Origin of the sequence: Vibrio sp. qd031 (assembly GCF_002100145.1) — a bacterium.
Taxonomy (GTDB): Bacteria; Pseudomonadota; Gammaproteobacteria; order Enterobacterales; family Vibrionaceae; genus Vibrio.
In genome coordinates, this window is the sequence record NZ_JXQD01000024.1 from 620,799 (window position 1) to 642,967 (window position 22,169).

The following is a 22,169-nucleotide window of genomic DNA, read 5'->3' on the forward strand; positions in this document are numbered from 1 at the left end:
TCCGTAATTTTCGGACGGCCTATTATCCAAACCGTACACGACTAAGCCGTCTCTTCTTCACTGCTGAAGGCTTGTAACTCTTTAGCAGCCGTACTAAGCATCCAATCACGAAACGTTGCAACACGCCCCATATCAGCCTGATTAGGATGACACACAATATAAAATGCGTTCTTACTGATTAGATGCTCGTCAAAGGGAGCGATAAGCCGCCCAGCGTCAATCTCAGGCTTTGCCAGTACGTTGTTACACAACGCCACACCTTGTCCATAGATAGCCGCTTGCAGCACCATCGTGGAGTGGCTAAAAATCGGCCCCTGATTGATTTTGACTTTATCGAGCCGAAACTGCTTAGCAAACTGTTTCCAATGCTTGCGCGATGTGTCGTGCAGCAATGTATGGTGACTAAGGTCATCAATCGAATTTAACGGCTTATTCCCTTGTAACATCGCTGTGGAGCACAGAGGTATCAAAAACTCTTGATACAATTTATCGGCTCTAACACCTGGCCAATTTCCACGGCCATAGTAAATGGCGACATCCACATCATCGGTTAATGAGCCTTCATCCATATCGACCGCTTTGATTCGAACATCAATGTCGGGTTGTTGCGCATTGAAATCGGCTAACCTAGGAACCAACCACTGAATGGCGAAGCTTGGTTGAAGGCTAATGGTCAACGAGCCCTTTTCGCTGCGCTCTAGAACTTTGTCTGTTGCCTCTGAAAGTGCGCTAAACACATCTTTTATATCCAGAAAATAACTTTGTCCTTCTTCGGTTAACAGTAAAGATCGGTTTCGTCGACGAAACAGCTTAAGCCCTAGAAATTCTTCTAATGACTTAACCTGGTGACTTACTGCAGCTTGAGTAACAAACAACTCTTCCGCCGCTCGGGTAAAGCTTAGGTGTCTTGCTGCTGCTTCAAAAACACGCAACGAATTAAGTGGGGGTAGGCGCCTAGACATCCGCTATGCTCTTATTAGTTTTTCTTATGCGAAACATTATAAATTGTTGATTGAGTTCAGGCTATAGAAATTCTATATTTCACCCCAGCAATACTGGTCTGAACGGTTTGTTTTGATTCCTCTGAATCAGCAAATGATGAGTTATTGCAATGTTGTGTTTGCACGCTCGTTCTTCGAGCAAGGTAGATTCTACCAACTGTTTTGAACCCTATCGTTCGAGACATACTTCCTGTTTAAAGACTTGTCTGTCTATTATACCGCCATTTTATGGCGGTATTTTTTTTAGCGGTTACTTTTGGTTTAATTCTCTTTTGTGAATAAAAAGAGATTTAAAAAAACCTTAGCTAGGCTAAGGCTTGTACAGTCCATTTGCAATATTCAGAACCTGCCGATTAAGGACGGTATACTTTTACATTGTTAAAGCCCTGCTCCTTGAGGTACAGCGCTTGCAAGCGACTCATAACACCGCGATCACAATAGAGCAGATAAGTCTTCGACTGATCCAAGTCACCAAATTTAGTCGACAGTTTAAAAAATGGGATATGCTTCACGTCCACGCCCTCTATCTCTAAAGGATTATCATCTTCTTCATCTGGGCTGCGGATATCCAACACGATACCATTGTCTTCAAGTTGTTGTACCTGTTCCACTTCTGGGGCTTGTTCAAGGCTTTCTTTAGCAATATCGCGAATATCCATGATGCGCGCATCACGGACAACTTGTTCCAGGATAGAGAAGTCAAAATTACCCTCTTCCTTTTCAAGCTTTTCTTTCACCGCTTTAACCGTTGGCTTACGCGAAATAACGCCACAATACTCTGGCATCACTTTGGCAAAATCTTCGGTCCCTATTTGACGCGCAACATCGATGATGTCTTCTTTGTCCCAGTTGATCAGTGGACGCAAGATTAATGTATCGGTGACGGTGTCGATGTGACGAAGGTTAGTCAGAGTCTGGCTGGACACTTGCCCTAACGCTTCCCCTGTCACCAATGCTTCGATGCCAAAGCGCTCTGCCACCATTCCGCCGGCGCGCATAAACATACGTTTTAGCACTACACCCATCTGACCGTCGGCGACGTTTTCCAGGATCGCTGCAACCACTGGTTCAAAGTCTACCGAGATAAACTTCACTTTGGCTGAAGAGCCGTATTTTTCCCACAAGAAGTGAGAAACTTGCTTAACACCAATCTCGTGCGCAGGACCGCCGAGATTGAAAAACAAGAAGTGAGTCTTAGAGCCGCGTTTAATGTGCAAGTAGCTTGATACACCAGAGTCAAAACCACCAGAAATCAGACTTAATACGTCTTCTTGGGTTCCTAGTGGGAATCCACCCAATCCTTTGTGGCGTGCGAGCACTTGATTCAGTTTGTCACCAGCAACTTCAACGTTGATAGTCACATCTGGGTTCTTCAGCTTCACGCTTGCACTCTCAACCGCTTGATTTAGACCACCACCAACATAGCGCTCAAGCTCGATAGAGGTAAAGTCGTGTTTTCCACGACGTTTGGCACGCACCACAAAGGTTTTATTTTCCAGCTTGGAGGCCGACAGTGCATTCACTTGCTCAAAAATGTCATGCAAGTCAGTAAACTCTGACTGCTGAACTTCAAGAACGTGGTGAATACCTGGTGTGCGAGTTAAAATCTCTAGAACCTGCTCTCGATACTCGGCATCGGGTGCTGCGACTTCTATATGATCGCGACGGTTAAAAACGGCTACCGACTCAGTTCGGCGCTGAATGATAATTCGAAGGTTACACTCCAATATTTTGGTGAATCGCTTACGCACTGATTCACTTTTCACAAAAATTTCTGGATGTGGCTTTACAATAAATTTCATCTCAACGACCGTTTCATTAGCTAGGGATAAGAACTTCTACTCTGATAGAGCCAGTGTAGTTCAAAATTAAGGCGCGCATTATATACGCAAATTGGTCACAGATAAAAAAATAAGTGACCAAAGCCACTTATTTTATGTAAATCCTATGCAATTTAGCGAACGCTGACTTCATCGCTTAGCTTCGCTTTCCCTTGCATGATGTTGATCTCCACTCGACGGTTCAACGCTCTAAGTTCACGTGTACTGTTGTCGTTAAGCGGCTCGGTATCTGCCATGCCACGAATTCGCAGTCTGGCGTGGTCAAACCCTTTCACTTTTTCCATCTCATGGGCCACCGATACGGCTCGTTGCGACGACAAATCCCAATTTGAACGATACAGTTCTGAATCCAACTGACGGTTGTCGGTATGACCCGATACCATAATGATCCCAGGGACATCCTTCGCGAGATCCGCAATTTGCCTTACCAGCGGGCGGAACTTGGGTTGCAAATAGGCAGATCCTTCAGGGAATGCGCCGTTTTCACGAATGCGGATAATCAATTGTTGGCCAAGGTTTTCCACGTCAATTGCACCTTGCTCTATTTCTCGTGCAAGAGCTTTTTTGATCGACTCTAGCAAGTGATTAGTCTCTTCTGACTGAGAGTCGGCTTTATTCTTATTTTGTTGTTGCTGCTGCTGTTGATCTTCGTTGTTTTGGTTCATCTTTGTCGATGACTCAGGAGACTGCCCACCGGTTAGCGTCCCCGCATCGCGGCGCGTACCGCCAGCACGATCCGACTCCCCTTCGTGGAAGTCGAGAGTTTGACGCGTCATATCGATAGTTTGCTGCATGATCACATCAATAGGCGTTGGCTCTGGACGGCCAGGACGAAACTCCTGCGCGATCACGCTGGTGCCTTTAGGGATGTCTTTCACTTCTATTTGGTTTTGCACACCAAACGCAAACTTCATTGAGCCTGCGATCTGTTTGAACTTCAGTACGTCCATCTCAGAAAATGAGAGTAACAGAACAAAAAAGCACATTAACAGTGACATTAAGTCAGAGAACGTTGCCATCCATAATGGCGCGCCTGGTGGTGGGCATTTACACTTCTTTTTTGCCATAATTTGGCCTACTCAGCATCAACGTCAAGTGCGCGTTTCGTCTCATTCAAATAGTTCTTAAGGTATGAATCAATAACGCGAGGATTCTGACCATCTTGAATGGCTAAAACACCATCCATAATCAGATTTCGATTGAGCACTTCTTGTTCACGGCGCAGAGTCAATTTATCCGCAATAGGAATAAAAATCATGTTCGCCAGCATTGCACCGTAAAGTGTGGTTAAAAGGGCGATCGCCATCGCAGGACCAATTGATTTAGGATCATCCATGTTTGACAACATACCCACCAAACCAATCAAGGTGCCGATCATTCCCATAGCTGGAGCAACATCACCAAACGCCCTAAACACCCTCGCGCCTTGATCATGTCTTGCATCCGTTAAATCAATGTCTTTCTCTAACGCGGTGCGTACCACATCGGCATCGTGACCATCCACCAGCATATCGATGCCTTTTTGCATAAAGGAGTTGCTTATTTCCATCTCTTCAAGCGCTAAAAAGCCCCCCTTACGCGCGGCGTCGGCCATCTCAACAATACGAGTAATAAGGTCGTCAGGGCGATCAACTTTAAACATAAAGGCTTTTACGGCGATTTTCGCCGCAGCAAAGAACTGACCCATTTCAAATTTCATCATGACGACAAAAAATGAACCGCCCACGACAATCAACACTGATGTGGTATCGGCGAACAGCATCAAGCCACCACCAATGACCATCGCCATGACGATAAACGCGAACGATCCTAGTAATCCAATTAAGGTTGCTAAATCCACTCTAAACCTCTTTGAAATGGTAACAAAGTTAATTTCCTACTGGTGTTATCGGCCAAAGATCCAATTCTTTAATCCCTTTTTACTCTTTTCCCGCCTCTAAAGTGAGCAGTGCGACATCCTCAATGAAATCGCATTGAAATATTACCCTCCCACAATGTTCACTTTAGGCTGTGAAAAAGTAACAATTTCAGCACATTCGATTTGACCCTGTCCCTTAGCTCATGTACCTTGCACTGATTCTATTTCGAACCCTAATAAGTGCTCCTATGGCTGTGAAAAAACCAGAAAACATGTCCTTTGAAGAGTCGCTTGGCGAACTTGATCGAATAGTCAATCAGCTTGAGCAAGGTGACCTAAACCTGGAAGACGCGTTGAAGCAGTTTGAGCGCGGCATTTTGTTGGCAAGAGCCAGCCAAGGAAAGTTGAGTGATGCGGAGCAGCGGGTAGAAATATTGCTCGAAAACAGCGAGCAACTCAGTCAATTTGAATCTAATGTCACACCACAAGATAGCTAATGCCGCACTTTTTAACGCCTTATCAAACTCGCAGTAATCAACAGCTCGAAGCTTGGGTAACGCAGCACCCATTTGCTGACCATCAACTCCTAAAAGCAATGCAATATGCACTGCTTTTAGGAGGCAAGCGTATCCGCCCCTTTTTGGTCTATGCCGTCGGCGAAATGCTTGGCACTAAGCCTGAAGATCTAGACACACCTGCGTGTGCTATTGAATGTATTCATGCTTATTCGCTAGTTCACGACGATCTTCCCGCTATGGACGATGACGAACTGCGCCGCGGTAAGGCAACCTGTCATATCGAATTTGATGAAGCGACGGCTATATTGGCTGGCGATGCCCTGCAAACACTCGCATTTAGTGTCCTTGCAGATGGCGATCTTGCCCCATCAGCCCAGCCCTTCAGAATAAACATGATCAGTGAGTTAGCCAAAGCCAGTGGCGCTGCAGGTATGTGCGTTGGTCAAGCGATGGATCTTGAGGCCGAAAACAGAGCAGTAGACATTGCTCACTTGCAAGCTATTCATCAGCATAAGACAGGTGCCTTAATTGAATGCGCAGTGACATTAGGGGCCTTAGCCAGTGGCGAAAAGGGCCAACAAATACTGCCTGCCTTGAGTGAATACTCAAACAAGCTAGGATTAGCCTTCCAGGTACAAGATGACATTTTAGATGTGATCAGTGACACAGAAACATTAGGTAAACCGCAAGGGTCTGATTTAGAACTGAATAAATCAACTTACCCATCTTTATTGGGTTTGGAGGGAGCGAAGCGAAAAGCCAACACACTTTTGCAACAAGCGCTTCATGCGCTCGCAACAATCCCTTACAATACCCAACTATTAGAAGACTTTGCTCGATACGTTGTGCAAAGAGAGTACTAAGAAGTAGTTTATGAGTTTAGATATTGCCAAATACCCTCTTTTAGCGGTCGCCAACACGCCAGACGAGTTGCGTTCACTTCCTAAAGAGCAATTGCCACAATTATGTGAAGAACTGCGCACCTACTTACTAAACTCGGTGAGCCAATCTAGTGGCCATCTAGCCTCTGGTTTGGGGGCGGTCGAACTAACCGTTGCAATTCACTATGTGTACGAAACGCCTTTCGACCAATTAATTTGGGATGTTGGCCACCAAGCCTATCCACATAAGATACTGACTGCCCGTCGCGAGCAACTGCCAACCATTCGACAAAAAGATGGCTTGCACCCTTTCCCATGGCGTGAAGAAAGCGAGTATGACGTGCTGTCTGTTGGGCATTCATCAACGTCCATCAGTGCCGGTTTAGGCGTGGCTATCGGCGCTGCCAAAGAAGGCAAAAACAGAAAAGTGGTCAGTGTGATCGGCGATGGTGCAATTACTGCGGGTATGGCATTTGAAGCCATGAACCACGCCGGCGACATTCACCCAGACATGCTTGTAGTACTTAACGATAACGAAATGTCGATTTCAGAAAACGTTGGCGCCCTTAACAACCATCTGGCACAAGTATTGTCAGGGAATTTGTACACCTCCATTCGAGAAGGTGGCAAAAAAGTGCTGTCTGGTGTTCCACCTATTAAAGAGTTGGTGCGACGCACTGAAGAACATTTAAAAGGCATGGTCGTCCCTGGAACCATGTTTGAAGAGTTTGGCTTTAATTACATCGGCCCTATCGATGGTCATGACGTATTAGAGCTCATCAAGACACTAAAAAACATGCGAAACCTAAAAGGGCCGCAGTTTTTACATGTCATGACCAAAAAAGGCAAAGGTTACGCACCAGCGGAAAAAGATCCCATTGGTTACCACGGCGTACCAAAATTCGATCCAAACCACGACTCACTGCCTAAAAGCGGCGGCGACAAGCCAAGCTTTTCTAAAATATTTGGCGATTTCTTATGTGACATGGCCGCTGTTGATCCAAAACTTATGGCGATCACTCCAGCCATGCGTGAAGGTTCGGGTATGGTTCGTTTCTCTAAAGCCTTCCCAGATCAATACTTTGACGTTGCTATTGCAGAGCAGCACGCAGTCACCCTAGCAAGTGGACTGGCGATATCAGGAAATCATCCCATCGTGGCGATTTACTCAACGTTCTTACAACGCGGATACGATCAGCTCATTCACGATATCGCAATCATGAACCTACCGGTCATGTTTGCCATTGACCGTGCGGGGTTGGTTGGAGCCGATGGTCAAACACACCAAGGTGCGTTTGATTTAAGTTATATGCGCTGCATTCCCAACTTAGTGATTATGGCACCAAGTGACGAGAATGAATGCCGTCAAATGCTCTATACCGGGCATCAGCATCAAGGGCCAAGTGCGGTTCGCTACCCTCGTGGTAACGGCATGGGCACCGAGTTGCAAACAGAGTTCACCGCGCTTGACATAGGCAAAGGCCGAATGATTCGCCAAAGTGACTCAAACAACATCGCAATTTTAAGCTTTGGCACCATGCTGCCTTACGCATTAGACGCTGCGGACGCACTTGATGCCACTGTCGCCGATATGCGTTTTGTTAAGCCCCTCGATGAAGCCTTAATCCGTGAACTGGCCGAGCAGTACGACTTGCTTGTTACAGTGGAAGAAAACGCGATAAAAGGTGGTGCAGGCTCAGCGGTGGTGGAATACCTGATGCAGGAGAAGCTGCTCAAACCAACCCTAAACATTGGTTTGCCGGATCACTTCGTTGCACAAGGCACTCAAGAAGAAATGCATGCCCTACTGGGTATTGATGGCGCTGGTATTATCAAGCAAATACAGCAATACCAACAGAAGTAGCACTGACTAAAAAACAAAAAAGGTGAACCGAGGTTCACCTTTTTTTGTGTCTGATACTTCTTGTGTCTATCACCTTTTATGATAGTACGGCTTTTATGCTTGAAGGCTTGCTTAAACTTCGCAACGGATAGTTAAAGCCAACCTGCAGCCAATCCCACAATATAAAGCGAAATACCGGCCATGATTCCAGCGACGATATCGTCAATCATAATGCCCAGCCCACCGTGAATGCGCGCATCCAGCCAGCCTATTGGCCATGGCTTAACCATGTCAAAAAATCGAAATAACACAAACCCTGCGATCAGCCACTTCCACTCATCGGCGGGTAACTTAAGTAACGGTACGATCAGCATGGTTAACCACATCCCAACAAACTCATCCCATACAATAGAGCCGTGATCGTGAACCCCCATATCGTCGGAGGCAACCTGACAAATTTTTATCCCGATGAAAAAGGTGACAATCAACACCACGATGTACGCACTAAGTGGCAACTGCACCAGTAGCAAGTAGAGAGGAATTGACGCAAGTGTTCCCATAGTGCCAGGAACAATAGGCGATAGCCCAGAACCAAATCCTGTTGCGAGCAGGTGCCAAGGGTTTTTAAGTGAAAGTAATGCGATTGGATTAGTCATTATTATTAAAGTGGTCAAAACCGGATAACGTCCAGTTTAGCGGCTCACCGCTAGCATGTAAAACGATGCCTGAGCCCGACTGAATCTGACCAATGCATGTGATATGAGTACCAATATTTGCCAACTCGATTTCAATACTGCCTCGATGAAGCTCGGGCACAATAAAGCACAGCTCGTACTCTTCACCGCTAGTAAGTGCGTACTGTTGAGCCCGTTGTGGATCACCGCAGTACTCTTGAAGCTCTGCCGATAATGGCAACGCATCGACATCCAGCCGAGCACTGACACTAGAGTGGGACAATATGTGTGACAGATCCGCATACAGGCCATCTGAAATATCAATTGCAGCCGATGCTCGATTGAGCAGTTGTTGCCCAGCGTAAATACGTGGAGTACTTTCAAAGTGACGTTGCTCAAGTACCTTTAAAAGCGCACTAGGCTGGGAGGCAACACCGCCGTGAACAGTGTTGAGGATGACATCAAGTCCAGCTTTGGCATCACCGAGGTTACCGGTCACGTAAATCCAGTCGCCCACAGAAGCGCCACGTCTAGTGAGTGCTTTACCTTCCGGGAGCAAGCCTTGAACCGTGAGCGTAATACTCATTGGGCCTTTCGTGGTATCACCACCAATTAGCTGAATATCGTAGTAGTCGGCAAACTGGTGAAATGCGTCGCTAAACGCCTTTAACCATTCGGGATCCATTGTAGGTAGCGTCAATGCTAAAGAAACCCAGGCTGGTACTGCGCCCATTGCCGCAAGATCCGATAGATTGGACGATAGCGCTTTTCGGGCCAACCAAGCAGGATCGGCATCCGCTAAAAAGTGGGTACCCGCGACCATGGTATCGGTACTTACTGCTATCTGACTAAATTCAGGAGGCTTTACTAACGCACAGTCATCACCAATGGATAACAACACGTCTTTTCGAGAGGTTTGTCGTTTGGAAAAGAATTGCTCGATAAGATCGAACTCGCCTGCCATGATTTTCGAACCCTATGAAATGCAGATAAAAGAAAGGTCAGCAAATGCTGACCTTAGAAATTACTTTTTGCGAACATGCGGTGCGGCTTTATCTAGCACACCATTCACAAATTTGTGACTGTCCTCAGCACCGAACACCTTAGCCAGTTCGATGGCTTCGTTGATCACTACTTTGTACGGTACGTCTTGGCAATGCACCATTTCGAACATGGCTAAACGAAGTAGCGCTAGCTCCATCATATCCAAATCTTGCATAGGGCGAGATAGGTATGGACGCAATTTGCTGTCCAATTGCTGATGGTTCAGAGCCACGCCGGTGAACAACTCACGGAAATAAGCGACATCAGTCTCTTTTTCGTTAAGAGACGGCTCTTCTGCGTGATGCTGTTCTTCGTCGTACTTTTCGCCAGCTAGAAAGCTTTCTTCTATGTTAGCGATATTTTCTTTAGTAATTTGCCACGAGTAGATCGCTTGTAAGGCAAATTGACGTGCATTTCTGCGTGCGGCTGGTTTCACACGGCCTCCCTTAGGAATCGATTTCAGATAGAACGTTGATCATCTCTAGCGCACTCAATGCAGCCTCTGCACCTTTATTACCAGCCTTGGTTCCTGCGCGCTCGATCGCTTGATCAATGGTATCAACAGTAAGGACACCAAATGCGACTGGAAGACTGAACTCCAACGACACTTGCGCCAAACCTTTGTTGCATTCGCTACACACATAATCAAAGTGAGGTGTACCACCACGGATAACGGTACCTAACGACACGATCGCATCATAACGACCGGTTTTAGCTACACGTTGTGCCACAAGAGGTAACTCAACCGCTCCAGGACAACGAACAACAGTAATGTTATCTTCGCTGACTTGGCCGTGGCGCTTTAAAGTATCGATAGCACCAGACAATAAGCTTTCGTTAATAAAGCTGTTAAAACGAGAAATAACGATCGCAATTTTCGCGTTTGGAGCTGGGAATCCACCCTCGATCACTTTCATAAGCCTTCCTTAAACCAATTTGATAAAGTGAGAATCGCAGGATTCTAGCACAATTTTGTGAGCGATATCCAAAGATTCTCCGATGTAAATAATAAAAACCAGTGTTAATCGATTACCACAACAAGGCATCTACGCCAATTTGTAAAATGCTCACCATGATCTGCCGCGCGACTAGGCAAAACCATTACGTTGTAAAAACTCTAAACTGATGCTGGACTGGGGTTTGTCGCCTTGCGCTTTCGCGTCTAAAAGGCGTTCCATATAACGAGCCAACACATCCACTTCCAAGTTCACGCGGTGACCCACCGCAAAACGATCCATAGTGGTTTCGCTTGATGTGTGCGGGACAATGGTTAGCTTGAACGCATTTTTTCTTAACCCATTCACCGTTAAGCTTATACCATCGACAGTAATGGAGCCTTTCTCGGCAATATAACGCATGAGATCGGCCGGTGTTTCGACCCAAAACTCTATAGCTCGACCAACGGCAATACGCTCGATAATCGTCCCTACACCATCCACGTGCCCTGAGACAATATGACCGCCAAATCGAGTGGTCGGCAGCATCGCCTTTTCCAAGTTCACATAATCACCCGCTTGGTAATTTGCAAAGCCGGTTTTATTGAGGGTTTCGACGGAAAGATCGGCCGTATAGCTGTTCGCATCAAAAGCGGTGACCGTTAAGCATACGCCGTTTGTTGCGATGCTATCGCCTAAAGCAACATCACTCATATCTAGGCTCGTTGACTCGACACAGATTGAGATGTCTTCACCCGTAGGGGTTAATGAGCGTAATCGACCGACGGCCTCTACAATTCCAGTAAACATGTTTTTTCCTAGCAAGTTGAGTTAGCGCAGCGAGCAGCACAGTCGAATATCTTGGCCAATCAACCGAATATCTTCAATATTGAGGTCAATGGTATCTGCCATGTCGCTAATGCCAGTAAGTCCAAGCAACGAACGAGAATCTTGGCCCATTAATTTTGGCGCAAGATAAAGAATGAGTTCATCCACAACTTGATGCTGAATGCATTGACCTGCAAGCGTGGCTCCCGCTTCAACCCATACATCATTAATTGAGTGCTCAGTGGCTAAAAAGCGAAGCAGTTTAGGCAGGTCAAATTGATGAGCAGCATTAAGCAAGTCGTGTTGCATCGCCAATGTTGAGCCGAGTATAAGTCGATCACCTGCAGATTGGAATAATCTTAGATCATTAGAAAGGCGATCATTAGCGTCCAAAATCACTCTCAGTGGCTGCCTTAGAGAAGACTCATCAAGCGTCGAACGTACACCTTCTGGCAATTCATCGTAGCGGACATTTAACGATGCATTGTCATCAATCACTGTCTGCGCCGTCGATAGTATTGCACTTGATTTAGCGCGATAGATTTGGACATCCTTGCGCGCTTTGGCGCTGGTGATCCATTGGCTTTTACCGTTTGCCAGTGCTGTTTTTCCATCAAGAGAGGCCGCCATTTTTAACGAAACAAATGGCATGCCTGTTTTCATTCTTTTAATGAAACCACGATTGAGTTGATTAGCCTGAGTTTCAAGCAAACCCACTTCCACTTCAATACCGGCTTCTTTTAACATGGCAACTCCACGCCCTGACACTTGAGGGTTTGGGTCTTGCATCGCGCAGATGACTTTTGCTACTTTTGCTTCAATGAGACCTTTTGCGCAAGGGGGCGTTCTTCCATAATGCGAGCACGGCTCTAACGTTACGTATGCGGTGGCACCTTCGGCTTGCGCGCCCGCTTCGCGCAGTGCATGAACTTCAGCGTGCGGCTCTCCCGCTTTTCGATGGTAGCCCTGACCAATGATCTGCTGACCTTTAACGATAACGCAGCCCACATTGGGGTTCGGAGAGGTTGTGTATTGCCCTAGTTTGGCAAGAGAAATGGCTTTGGCCATCATTTGATGGTCAATTGAGGTGAACCTATCGCTCATTGATTAATCTTCCAACCTTGCGATCTCTTCACCAAACTCGCGTATATCTTCAAAGCTACGATAAACCGATGCGAAACGGATATAAGCGACCTTATCCAATTCTTTGAGTTGATCCATCACCAAATTGCCAATCATATCGGTTGGGACTTCCCGCTCACCGGTGGCACGAAGTTTGGATTTTATAGTGCTGATAGCCAGTTCAATCGAGTCGGCGCTCACTGGACGCTTCTCTAAAGCACGCTGGATCCCACCGACCATTTTATCTTCGTCAAACGGTTCGCGATTGCCATTGGTTTTAATCACTTTTGGCATGACTAACTCGGCACTCTCAAAGGTGGTAAATCGCTCACGACACGCTAGGCACTCTCTGCGGCGGCGCACTTGATGACCATCAGCCACTAAGCGTGAATCAATCACTTTGGTATCATTTTCTGAACAGAATGGACAATGCATATTCAATAACCTTCGACTTAACGCGTTAACTTCTTGAAACTATAGTACTAGATATTCGTGAACTGTGCGATTTTGTATCTAAAAAACAAAAGGCCCAACCGGGCCTTTAAATACGTCATAACAATTTATGGCCTTGGCAGATAATCTGCTTTGCCGACCCATTTATAACTGGTGAGCTCTTCCAGTCCCATGGGACCTCGAGCGTGCAGTTTTTGGGTAGACACCGCAACCTCAGCGCCGAGTCCAAATTGTGCGCCATCAGTGAAGCGCGTTGACGCATTCACGTATACCGCAGCTGACCCGACCGAATTAATGAAGCGCTCTGCATTTTGCAAATTGTTGGTCATAATAGCGTCTGAATGGCTAGCATTGTGAACACGCATATGTTCAATCGCCTGCTCTACCGAGTCGACAATGCGGATGCCTAAAGTAAAGCTTAGCCACTCGGTATCAAAATCGCCTTCCGCTACTGCTCGCACATCGCTTGCATTGGCTGTAAGCCCAATGGACTCAGGGCATGCTACAATCGCCACATCGTTTTTAATTTTCTCAATTAGTTGAGGGATAAAGCTCTCGGCAATATTTTTATGTACTAGCAACGTATCTAGGGCGTTGCACGCTGAAGGTCGTTGCACTTTCGAGTTCACTACCACATCGACAGAACGTGCTAAATCCGCGCTTTCATCAACAAAAACGTGACTGATCCCAAAACCGCCAATGATGACAGGAATCGTACTATTCTCTTTACACATTTTGTGCAGACCAGCACCGCCACGAGGGATGATCATATCCACATAGTCATCGAGCTTAAGCAACTGAGACACCAGTTCGCGATCAGGCTTTTCGATATATTGAACCGATGCGGCTGGCAATTTCGCCTTGGACAATGCAACTTGAATCACCTTGACCAGTTCCATATTAGAATAGAAGGTCTCTTTGCCGCCACGCAGTATGCTCGCATTGCCCGTTTTTAGGCACAGCGCAGCGATATCGATGGTGACATTTGGGCGTGCTTCATAAATGACCCCAACCACACCAAGTGGAACGCGGCGTTTGCACAGCGCCATGCCGTTTTCCAGCACTTTACTGTCAAACTCACTGCCTACAGGGTCGGGCAATGAGATGACATTTCTGACATCATTTGCAATACCGTGAAGGCGCTGAGGGTTCAGCAGCAAACGGTCAAGCAGTGCCTCCGTTAAACCGGCAGCACGTCCCGCTTCTATATCTTTGGCGTTTGCAGCCAAAATGGACTCAGCATTAGCTTCAAGCTCGTCGGCAATCAGCGTCAGTGCCAGGTTTTTAGTGGCCGTCGTGGCCGTCGCAAGTTCAAAAGCAGCGTCTTTGGCAGCGATGCCCATTGAAGTTAGTTCGGTTGTCATAGTCTATTCCTGTATCACCACGAGGTCATCGCGGTGGATCACTTCCGATCCATAATTGTAGCCAAGGGCTTGTGTGATGTCTTTACTGTGCATCCCTTTGATTTTTTGTAAATCTTCGCTTGAGTAACTGGCAATCCCTTTGGCAACAAGCTGAGCGTCGCCATCAACGATGCGAGTCACGTCGCCTCGCTCAAAATGCCCTTTCACTTGGATAACGCCTTTAGCCAATAAGCTGCTACCCGACGCTTGCACCGCTTTAACGGCTCCATCGTCAATCACCACCTCTCCAGTAGCAGCAGGGCCCGCTAATATCCAACGTTTACGATTTTCCAGCGAGTCAGGTAACGCTAAGAACTTTGTCCCTTGTGGAGAATCGCCAACGGCATCCAGTATCACGTCATTGGCACTGCCTGCGGCAATCACCACTTCAATCCCAGCTCGCCTCGCGATGTCTGCGGCTTGCAACTTAGTTGCCATGCCGCCAGTGCCTAACGAGGTTCCACTGTCGCCAGCTATGCTTCTGAGGGTTTTATCAATCGTGGTGACTTCTTTAATCAGCTCAGCATCTGGGTTGCTGCGCGGATCAGCGGTGAATAAGCCCGGCTGATCGGTGAGCAGAAGTAGCTTGTCAGCACTGCACAGTATGCCAACCAATGCGGATAAATTGTCGTTATCGCCAACTTTTATCTCGGTGGTGGCGACGGCATCGTTTTCGTTCACGATGGGCAGGATTTTGTTATCGATAAGTGCATTGACTGTATCGCGAGCATTGAGAAAGCGCTCTCGGTTATCCAGATCGGCTCGTGTCAGTAGCATTTGGCCAGTTTTTACACCATAAATAGCAAACAGCGATTGCCAAACTTGAATAAGCTGAGACTGTCCGACAGCCGCCAGCAACTGCTTGCTTGCCATAGACTTAGGCAGTTGTGGATAGTTCAAATACTCGCGACCCGCGGCTATCGCGCCAGAAGAAACAAGCACCACTTTGTGCCCGTCTTTTTGCAACTGTGCACATTGCCTAGCGAGCTCCACCATATGGGCACGGTCGAGGGCGAGTGTGCCTCCCGTTAAGACACTGGTTCCTAATTTAACGACGATGGTTTTTGCTTTCATCTAGTACTCGACTTGATTTACCTTGCTCAGCGCACGCTGAGTAGTTATTCACGTAGGTTGATAATTCACTTTTTATCAGGCTGAGGCGGCTTCCACAAGTAAAAAGGCGCCTTTTCAGCGCCTTCGATATCAATTACGTTCAAAATCCCTAAAATAGAGAGTTACGCTTACGCGAATTCACTCAGCTCTTGCGTGGTTGTATATTCAATACCATGGGGCTCTAAAGCGGTGGTGAGTTTGCTTAAAAAGTCCTGCTGCGTTTTTTCAATTTCTGATTGATGTGCTTTATCAACTGGACTGGCTTCCCACTCACCTGCCTTGTTGTATATTCCAAGATAAAATTTGGCTTCGCATTTATCTTCTGATAGTCGAGATAATTCCATCCACCAGCCGTAAAACTCTCTCAACTCGGGGGATTTTTTTTCCTCGACACAAACGGCTAAACAATCGAAGAAGTAATGCTGTTCATTACACTCTCCTTCACGCAAGTAGGGACCGATTTTTTTTAGCGCAGATTGAAGACGAAAATGAGTAGGGTTGTGAAACTTTCCTGCCATACCTTTTACTCCACTTATAAGAATTATTATGCCACTGATTGACTCAGCTAAGCTCTATAATTCAACAAGTTGAACAAAAAGTCACCTATTTAATTCTTCCTGCAACCATTTTGCCGCCATATCCAGCGATTCTGCGTAGCCTTTGAACAGCTCTTTAGAAGAGATTTTTCGAGCCTTACCATACTGGCTATAGGTAGCAATTAACTGATTATCGCTATAAGGAGAGACAGGATCGCCTTCCATTGAAAGCGCTAAAATAGGAACTGTTGTCCGCCGGCTAGAAAGAATACCTTGAACTTTCAACGACCAAGCCATCATTTGAGAGGACAAGCTACCAATGTCTACCGCCCCCTTGCCTAATCGAGACGCTAACACGTCTAAGTACATTTTTGACATGGACGCGACTTTTTGCGGCGACGACAACACATCGTGCACTGGCGCACCAATCGCAACACAAGCTTTAATTTTCTTAGGCTCTAAAAATGACAGTCTCACCAACGCATTACCGCCAAAACGGAACCCAAGTAGGCCAATCTTAAAATGATCGACCCACGGTAAGTTAGGAAGGTAATTTAACACTTCCTGATGTAATACACTGGTATTTTGAGTCAGCTCCCAATGGGAATTTTGCCCCACAGACGGCATATCGACCGTCAACATGCCAATGTTATATGGGGCAAGATAATCTCTATATAAACGCCACAAATCGGTTTGTAGACTGTCTAGACCCGCGCTGACCAACACGACCGGTAAGGGTTTCTCGGTATGGGGTAAATGCAAATGACATTGGATCGTTCGCCCTTCGTATGGCACCTCTATTTTTTTATGCCAATGAGAGCTTTTTTCTGCCGCTTCCGCATACGCATGACTGGCCAAAAGTTGTGCCTGAATCGCTAAGTTATCCCCTTTTAAGTGAGGGTAACCGGCGACACTAAAGCTAAGGGAGGCTTTAAATAGCCATTCGGCAGCCTCATCACCACTCAATTCAGCCGCCTTTTTTTGATACTCGACCCCCAATTGCGTCCATTCGTAAGCCCAATTACCAGAGCGATAGCCGGTAACGGTATCAAGCCACTCATCTTTACTTCGCTCATGCTTGGACGATGTAATCCGCGCCAACACTTGCTCTTGATCGATAGGTTCAAGCCCTTGCCATGCCCACTGCAAACGACGATTATTCCGATACCAGGGATATTGTGGCTTCTTCTCGAGCTGGGTAAGGCTGCTTGGTAAGTACGGCGTTAAGATTGAGGTTTCTTTCGCTTGAAGGTTCTTAGCAAACAGTTTTTCAGAAAGGTTTTTACTCGAATCTTGGGTCATATTGCGCTCTGTACTTATGGCCAATGAAATTTTACATAGTGTAACAAATAAGCCCCGCATTTGCGGGGCTTTAAATTATTTGCGTTTACGATTAACCGGCTCTACATATTGTAGCGTCATATCCCACGGCTGCTCAATCCAAGTATCCTGTGCAATATCAACCACATAGTCATCTAGCAACTCAGCTCCTGACGGTTTAGCACACACTGCGATCAATTTCGCTTTCGGGTACAATTCACGCAGCTTACGCGCTGTGTCACCGCTGTCGACAAGATCTTCTACGATCAAGTAACCTTCGCCATCGCCTTCAGGGGCTTTAAGCACTGTCATGTCTTGTTGATGATCATGATCGTAACTAGAGATACAAATGGTATCTACATAGCGAATGCCCAGTTCACGAGCTAGGATTGCACCAGGTACAAGGCCACCACGACTTACTGCCCAAATTCCTTTCCACTGCTCTGCTGGCATCTGGCGCTCGGCCAAAGTGCGGCAATGCATGTGCATAAGATCCCAACTGATAATGAATTTTTGAGTCATATCTCAACCTACAATTTTAGTTAGCCAGCAAAAACATATTTTAGTGCGAAAATAGCCGCCAATACCCAAACACTAATGGATACTTCGCGTCCCTTGCCACTAAATGCTTTGATAGCAGCGTAAGAAATAAAGCCCAGTGCGATGCCTTCCGCAATTGAATAGGTTAAAGGCATCAATAGACAAGTAACAACAACCGGTGCGGCTTCAGTGAGGTCGTGCCAATCGATGTTAACTAGACCCGACATCATTAGAATCGCAACGTAAAACAATGCACCTGCTGTTGCATAGGCTGGGATCATACCTGCTAATGGTGAGAAAAACAGCGCCAGTAAGAATAAAATGCCGACCACAACTGCGGTTAGACCGGTTCGGCCGCCAGCAGCAACACCGGCCGTCGACTCAACGTATGAAGTTGTGCTTGATGTACCTAGAAGAGCACCGATAGAGGTGGCTGTTGAATCAGATAAAAGTGCACGATTTAGACGCGGTAACTTACCATCTTTTTCGATCAGTTCGGCTTTTGTCGCAACACCTACCAAGGTACCTGCGGTATCAAAAAGATCGACAAACAAGAACGCAAAGATGACCGAGATCATACCAATTTCAAACACGGCAGAAAAATCAAGTTGCATCAGTGTTGGAGCAAGGCTCGGTGGAGCAGACATAATGCCCGTATATTGCACGTCACCTAATAAAAGGCCAATGCCTGTCACGATCAGAATAGCAATCATGACCGCGCCACGAACGTTTCGGTATACAAGACCAATTGTAAGGAAGAAACCAAGAGCGGCTAGTGCTGGCTTAAGCGACGCCACGTGACCGAGTGAAACCAGTGTCGCTGGATTATCAACCACGATGCCCGCATTTTGTAGACCGATAAAAGCCAAAAACAGACCAATACCGGCTGAGATGCCAATGCGTAGCGCTTGAGGAATAGAATTAATGATCCATTCACGCACTTTGAACACGCTGAGTAACATAAAAATGATACCAGAGACAAAAACTGCGGCCAGTGCAACCTGCCATGTATGCCCCATACCGAGAACAACGCCATAGGTAAAGAACGCATTCAGTCCCATACCGGGTGCTTGCGCGATAGGGTAATTAGCATAAAGGCCCATAATGAAACAGCCGATAGCCGCTGCCAAACAAGTAGCAACAAAAACGGCACCACGATCCATACCTGCATCTGACAACATTGCCGGATTTACAAATATGATGTACGCCATGGTTAAAAAGGTCGTCAGACCGGCAATGACTTCCGTGCGCACAGAGGTGTTGTGTTCACTGAGTTTAAATAGCTTCTCAAGCATCTCTAAATATCCCAAAAATTGTGTAAGAAAACGTTTGCGTGTAACGATTGCGCGAATTATAGAAGCATAAAGATTGAATTTCCACTGACTTTTTACTCAAATCTTAGTTTCTTACAGTTTAAATGGTCAGATGAGTAAGACTACAGATTAATGGTCTTTATTTTCATTAGGTTATAACAAATACCTCTATGAATTACCCGGTGATATTTTGCACCACTACAAGATCATGTCTCAAAAAAATGAGCTAATTGACATCTCTAGAGTGTAATTAGCCCAATGTAATCGATTGCAGAGGTGATAAGTGCTAAAAGTGAGTATTATGGAATAAAAAAACGCCACCCCAAACGGGATGGCGTGGAATCGAGTCGATGCAGTACATCGCAATTCTAACAAATTAGGGGGTGAACTTTCGTTCGCATCACATGAACGGGTAAACCATTCATAAGATTGTCTCGTCGCACAACTATCTAAATTTAGACAAGGTGACCAGATGAGAGCATTCTACCAAACTGAAAGTTAATTACAAGATCTTCGTGGAAAATGGCCAAATTACCCGCGTTTCAGCCTTGCGATATATTTTATTCAGTAAATTAATTACATTTATCAAGTTTCGTGACGAGAAGTTTATTGGTTTGTTGTTTTAAAAATGTTGTAAAAAGAGTTAATATCAGTCGTTAATTTCATCCAATACGCGCATCAATAGCATCAGATGTCGTGATAAGCGACATCTAGCACTACAACGCAATAATTAGGAGTACCCAAATAGGGTACCCGCACTATAAGGAGATTGTGATGACAGACTTTCTGGCGTCAATTCAACAACGCACTACCAACCCTATTTGGCCGTTTTTCTCAACAATTTGCTCTATTCCGCACCCTTCTAAGCACGAAGAAGCACTGGCGCAACACATCATTTCTTGGGCTACAGGCAAAGGGTTTGATGTCTCTCGAGATGAAACGGGCAATGTGTTGATTAAGAAACTGGCCACAGCGGGCAACGAAAATAAAAAAACTGTTGTACTGCAAGCGCACATCGATATGGTGCCGCAAAAAAATGAAGACACTGACCACGATTTTGCTGCCGATCCTATTAAGCCATACATTGACGGCGACTGGGTAACGGCTACTGGAACAACCTTAGGTGCAGACAACGGCATTGGCATGGCGTCGTGCTTGGCGGTGTTGGACTCTGATGATATTGCCCATGGCCCCATCGAAGTATTGCTTACCATTGATGAAGAGGCTGGAATGACAGGGGCGTTTGGCCTCAAAGAGAACTGGCTATCGGGTGACATTTTGCTTAACACCGACTCTGAGCAAGAAGGTGAAGTGTACATGGGCTGCGCAGGCGGCGTGGATGCCGCGATGACACTGTCCATCTCACGCAAAGACCCAGCGGCAAACAGCAAAGCGTTCAAATTGATCGTTAAAGGCCTAAAAGGTGGCCACTCTGGGTGTGACATTCACACCGGCCGTGGCAACGCAAACAAGTTGCTGGCTCGTTTCTTAGCAGGCCACGCCGATGAACTTGAACTTCAAGTCAGTCAATTTAACGGTGGCACCTTACGTAATGCTATCCCTAGAGAGGCGTTTGCAGTGGTCTCTCTACCACAAGCAAATGAAAGTCAGCTAAACGCGCTTGTTACGCACTACCAATCTCTTCTATCCCAAGAACTAGGCAAGATTGAAACCGATATCCAAGTATTGCTTCAGCCATACACAGAGTCATTTGATGTGCTCGACAGCGCTTCGCAGAAACAGCTCATCGCCACGCTAAACAGCGCCCCTAACGGAGTCGTACGCATGAGTGATGACATAGCTGGAGTGGTTGAAACCTCCCTAAACCTAGGCGTCATCACCACCGAAGCAGACAAAATCAATGTACTGTTTTTGATTCGCTCATTGATTGATTCCGGTCGTGAACAAGTTGAAAGTCACCTTGCATCACTAGCAGAGTTGGCTGGCGCACATATTGAATTCTCCGGCACTTATCCAGGCTGGAAGCCGGATCCGGATTCAGAGATCATGGCACTATTCAGAAGCATGTACCAAGGTATATACGGTCATAAACCTAATATCATGGTTATCCATGCTGGACTTGAATGTGGCCTATTTAAAGAACCTTACCCAAAGATGGATATGGTTTCATTTGGCCCAACGATCAAATTCCCTCACTCTCCAGACGAGAAAGTTGAGATAGCGTCGGTTGACCTTTATTGGCAGCAAATGCAGGGTATTTTAGAAGCGATTCCAACCAAAGCTTAGAGACTACGACTAGCATCATTACACAAAGCAAAAGGGCTTACTTTACAGTAAGCCCATTGTGATTCTGCTTAGTAGGCTAGAAAGTCTAAATTTGCCCATCTGCCAACATCTGCAATTGACTCATTGTAGTTTGAGAGATCAATACGCCATCCATGTAGTAACTGACATTTTCACCTCTGCGAACCCCCATTAAGGTTGCCTCTGCACCATCGTTATAGACGATATCCATGATGAAGGTATTTTCATCAATTTTCTGCATGGTGCCTTTTTCAATCATTCGATTATTCGAGATGGGATCGAGTGGCGCGTCAGTTAAGCTAGGATCGAGATCATCGTTAATATTCATCATGGTATCGACTTTCATGTCGAAAATGTGTGGCTTACCATTTAATGGGTTTTTTCCGGTCCAAAACTCAATAGAGTTGACGACGACATAGTCCACCGCAACGGTAATAGCGTAGACAGGCGACAACAAAATATTGACTCCAGCACGAGCATAACGGTTATCGACCACTTCAACGTTAAACATCATCAATTTCTCGGTGACCGCATTTGAGCCCACGCACCCTGCAAGTGATCCTGCGATAACTAACGTTCCCACTGCTTTAAATGTCATTTTCTTCATTTTACTCGTCCCTTTTAATTAACGCTCTAAGTAAAAGTAGACTAAAAAATTCAGTTATTACTACTTGTTCCAAC

Annotated in this window: 22 protein-coding genes; 4 read left to right on the forward strand and 18 right to left on the reverse strand. The window is 46.1% G+C overall.

Annotated features, from left to right (window positions below):
- Positions 1-41: 41 nt before the first annotated feature.
- The 4 genes from ST37_RS11645 to pomA all read right to left on the reverse strand — a co-directional run bounded on the left by ST37_RS11645 (position 42) and on the right by pomA (position 4,682).
- A complete protein-coding gene (locus ST37_RS11645) occupies positions 42-962 on the reverse strand; it encodes a transcriptional regulator GcvA (RefSeq protein WP_084886455.1) in 921 nt (306 codons plus the stop codon).
- A gap of 392 nt (positions 963-1,354) precedes the next feature.
- Entirely contained in the window at positions 1,355-2,803 is a 1,449-nt protein-coding gene (thiI, locus tag ST37_RS11650) for a tRNA uracil 4-sulfurtransferase ThiI (protein WP_084886458.1), read from the reverse strand.
- Between the two features lie 152 nt (positions 2,804-2,955).
- The gene (locus ST37_RS11655) at positions 2,956-3,909 is read right to left on the reverse strand and encodes a flagellar motor protein MotB (protein ID WP_084886461.1); all 954 of its coding nucleotides are present in this window, start codon (positions 3,907-3,909) and stop codon (positions 2,956-2,958) included.
- 8 nt (positions 3,910-3,917) lie between these two features.
- Positions 3,918-4,682 (reverse strand): flagellar motor protein PomA, encoded by a 765-nt coding sequence (gene pomA / locus ST37_RS11660; RefSeq protein WP_084886464.1) that lies wholly within the window; start codon positions 4,680-4,682, stop codon positions 3,918-3,920.
- A 266-nt stretch (positions 4,683-4,948) separates the two neighbouring features.
- On the opposite strand from pomA, the gene xseB reads away from it, so the two are divergent.
- Genes xseB through dxs form a run of 3 tightly spaced genes read left to right on the forward strand, consistent with a single transcriptional unit; the run spans position 4,949 to position 7,963 of the window.
- Positions 4,949-5,197 carry an exodeoxyribonuclease VII small subunit gene (xseB, locus tag ST37_RS11665; protein WP_084886467.1) on the forward strand — a complete coding sequence of 83 codons (249 nt, stop codon included), beginning with the start codon at positions 4,949-4,951 and terminating at the stop codon, positions 5,195-5,197.
- A complete protein-coding gene (ispA, locus tag ST37_RS11670) occupies positions 5,197-6,081 on the forward strand; it encodes a (2E,6E)-farnesyl diphosphate synthase (RefSeq protein ID WP_084886470.1) in 885 nt (294 codons plus the stop codon). Before xseB ends, ispA begins: the two co-directional genes overlap by 1 nt.
- Before the next feature lie 10 nt (positions 6,082-6,091).
- Positions 6,092-7,963: a 1-deoxy-D-xylulose-5-phosphate synthase gene (gene dxs / locus ST37_RS11675; RefSeq protein WP_084886473.1), complete on the forward strand. Its 1,872-nt coding sequence runs from the start codon at positions 6,092-6,094 to the stop codon at positions 7,961-7,963.
- A gap of 131 nt (positions 7,964-8,094) precedes the next feature.
- Here the strand turns inward: dxs and pgpA are convergent, their stop codons facing one another.
- The 13 genes from pgpA to ST37_RS11740 form a co-directional block, all read right to left on the reverse strand.
- Positions 8,095-8,598, reverse strand: coding sequence for a phosphatidylglycerophosphatase A (gene pgpA, locus ST37_RS11680; protein ID WP_084886476.1), 504 nt, complete (start codon positions 8,596-8,598; stop codon positions 8,095-8,097).
- On the reverse strand, positions 8,591-9,580 hold the full coding sequence (thiL, locus tag ST37_RS11685; RefSeq protein ID WP_084886479.1) for a thiamine-phosphate kinase: 990 nt from the start codon (positions 9,578-9,580) through the stop codon (positions 8,591-8,593). Before thiL ends, pgpA begins: the two co-directional genes overlap by 8 nt.
- Positions 9,581-9,640: 60 nt before the next feature.
- A complete protein-coding gene (gene nusB, locus ST37_RS11690; protein ID WP_084886482.1) occupies positions 9,641-10,096 on the reverse strand; it encodes a transcription antitermination factor NusB in 456 nt (151 codons plus the stop codon).
- Between the two features lie 10 nt (positions 10,097-10,106).
- Positions 10,107-10,577 (reverse strand): 6,7-dimethyl-8-ribityllumazine synthase, encoded by a 471-nt coding sequence (gene ribE / locus ST37_RS11695; RefSeq protein WP_084886485.1) that lies wholly within the window; start codon positions 10,575-10,577, stop codon positions 10,107-10,109.
- A gap of 171 nt (positions 10,578-10,748) precedes the next feature.
- Positions 10,749-11,405, reverse strand: coding sequence for a riboflavin synthase (locus ST37_RS11700; RefSeq protein WP_084886488.1), 657 nt, complete (start codon positions 11,403-11,405; stop codon positions 10,749-10,751).
- Between the two features lie 21 nt (positions 11,406-11,426).
- Positions 11,427-12,527, reverse strand: coding sequence for a bifunctional diaminohydroxyphosphoribosylaminopyrimidine deaminase/5-amino-6-(5-phosphoribosylamino)uracil reductase RibD (gene ribD / locus ST37_RS11705; RefSeq protein ID WP_084886491.1), 1,101 nt, complete (start codon positions 12,525-12,527; stop codon positions 11,427-11,429).
- Between the two features lie 3 nt (positions 12,528-12,530).
- A complete protein-coding gene (gene nrdR, locus ST37_RS11710) occupies positions 12,531-12,980 on the reverse strand; it encodes a transcriptional regulator NrdR (RefSeq protein WP_084886495.1) in 450 nt (149 codons plus the stop codon).
- Positions 12,981-13,105: 125 nt separating this feature from the next.
- Positions 13,106-14,362, reverse strand: a complete 1,257-nt coding sequence (locus tag ST37_RS11715) for a glutamate-5-semialdehyde dehydrogenase (RefSeq protein WP_084886498.1) — start codon at positions 14,360-14,362, stop codon at positions 13,106-13,108.
- Between the two features lie 3 nt (positions 14,363-14,365).
- Positions 14,366-15,475: a glutamate 5-kinase gene (gene proB / locus ST37_RS11720; RefSeq protein ID WP_084886501.1), complete on the reverse strand. Its 1,110-nt coding sequence runs from the start codon at positions 15,473-15,475 to the stop codon at positions 14,366-14,368.
- A 167-nt stretch (positions 15,476-15,642) separates the two neighbouring features.
- Entirely contained in the window at positions 15,643-16,032 is a 390-nt protein-coding gene (gene crl, locus ST37_RS11725) for a sigma factor-binding protein Crl (protein WP_084886504.1), read from the reverse strand.
- Between the two features lie 81 nt (positions 16,033-16,113).
- The gene (gene frsA / locus ST37_RS11730; protein WP_084886507.1) at positions 16,114-17,352 is read right to left on the reverse strand and encodes an esterase FrsA; all 1,239 of its coding nucleotides are present in this window, start codon (positions 17,350-17,352) and stop codon (positions 16,114-16,116) included.
- Positions 17,353-17,427: 75 nt separating this feature from the next.
- Complete coding sequence (gene tet(34), locus ST37_RS11735; protein WP_084886510.1) at positions 17,428-17,892, reverse strand: oxytetracycline resistance phosphoribosyltransferase domain-containing protein Tet(34); 465 nt, start codon at positions 17,890-17,892, stop codon at positions 17,428-17,430.
- Positions 17,893-17,912: 20 nt separating this feature from the next.
- A complete protein-coding gene (locus ST37_RS11740) occupies positions 17,913-19,205 on the reverse strand; it encodes an NCS2 family permease (RefSeq protein ID WP_084886513.1) in 1,293 nt (430 codons plus the stop codon).
- 792 nt (positions 19,206-19,997) lie between these two features.
- Between ST37_RS11740 and ST37_RS11745 the strand changes: the two genes are divergently transcribed.
- A complete protein-coding gene (locus tag ST37_RS11745; protein WP_084886515.1) occupies positions 19,998-21,470 on the forward strand; it encodes an aminoacyl-histidine dipeptidase in 1,473 nt (490 codons plus the stop codon).
- 85 nt (positions 21,471-21,555) lie between these two features.
- On the opposite strand, the gene ST37_RS11750 is transcribed toward ST37_RS11745, so the two are convergent.
- On the reverse strand, positions 21,556-22,095 hold the full coding sequence (locus ST37_RS11750; RefSeq protein WP_084886518.1) for a DUF3332 family protein: 540 nt from the start codon (positions 22,093-22,095) through the stop codon (positions 21,556-21,558).
- Between the last annotated feature and the right edge of the window lie 74 nt (positions 22,096-22,169).

Excerpts from the sequence above, each read along its gene's own strand:
- ST37_RS11645 (WP_084886455.1), bottom strand. The coding sequence starts at position 962 with ATGTCTAGGCGCCTACCCCCACTTAATTCGTTGCGTGTTTTTGAAGCA.
- thiI (WP_084886458.1), bottom strand. The coding sequence starts at position 2,803 with ATGAAATTTATTGTAAAGCCACATCCAGAAATTTTTGTGAAAAGTGAA.
- ST37_RS11655 (WP_084886461.1), bottom strand. The coding sequence starts at position 3,909 with ATGGCAAAAAAGAAGTGTAAATGCCCACCACCAGGCGCGCCATTATGG.
- xseB (WP_084886467.1), top strand. The coding sequence starts at position 4,949 with ATGGCTGTGAAAAAACCAGAAAACATGTCCTTTGAAGAGTCGCTTGGC.
- ispA (WP_084886470.1), top strand. The coding sequence starts at position 5,197 with ATGCCGCACTTTTTAACGCCTTATCAAACTCGCAGTAATCAACAGCTC.
- dxs (WP_084886473.1), top strand. The coding sequence starts at position 6,092 with ATGAGTTTAGATATTGCCAAATACCCTCTTTTAGCGGTCGCCAACACG.
- pgpA (WP_084886476.1), bottom strand. The coding sequence starts at position 8,598 with ATGACTAATCCAATCGCATTACTTTCACTTAAAAACCCTTGGCACCTG.
- thiL (WP_084886479.1), bottom strand. The coding sequence starts at position 9,580 with ATGGCAGGCGAGTTCGATCTTATCGAGCAATTCTTTTCCAAACGACAA.
- ribE (WP_084886485.1), bottom strand. The coding sequence starts at position 10,577 with ATGAAAGTGATCGAGGGTGGATTCCCAGCTCCAAACGCGAAAATTGCG.
- ST37_RS11700 (WP_084886488.1), bottom strand. The coding sequence starts at position 11,405 with ATGTTTACTGGAATTGTAGAGGCCGTCGGTCGATTACGCTCATTAACC.
- ribD (WP_084886491.1), bottom strand. The coding sequence starts at position 12,527 with ATGAGCGATAGGTTCACCTCAATTGACCATCAAATGATGGCCAAAGCC.
- nrdR (WP_084886495.1), bottom strand. The coding sequence starts at position 12,980 with ATGCATTGTCCATTCTGTTCAGAAAATGATACCAAAGTGATTGATTCA.
- ST37_RS11715 (WP_084886498.1), bottom strand. The coding sequence starts at position 14,362 with ATGACAACCGAACTAACTTCAATGGGCATCGCTGCCAAAGACGCTGCT.
- proB (WP_084886501.1), bottom strand. The coding sequence starts at position 15,475 with ATGAAAGCAAAAACCATCGTCGTTAAATTAGGAACCAGTGTCTTAACG.
- crl (WP_084886504.1), bottom strand. The coding sequence starts at position 16,032 with ATGGCAGGAAAGTTTCACAACCCTACTCATTTTCGTCTTCAATCTGCG.
- frsA (WP_084886507.1), bottom strand. The coding sequence starts at position 17,352 with ATGACCCAAGATTCGAGTAAAAACCTTTCTGAAAAACTGTTTGCTAAG.
- ST37_RS11740 (WP_084886513.1), bottom strand. The coding sequence starts at position 19,205 with ATGCTTGAGAAGCTATTTAAACTCAGTGAACACAACACCTCTGTGCGC.
- ST37_RS11745 (WP_084886515.1), top strand. The coding sequence starts at position 19,998 with ATGACAGACTTTCTGGCGTCAATTCAACAACGCACTACCAACCCTATT.
- ST37_RS11750 (WP_084886518.1), bottom strand. The coding sequence starts at position 22,095 with ATGAAGAAAATGACATTTAAAGCAGTGGGAACGTTAGTTATCGCAGGA.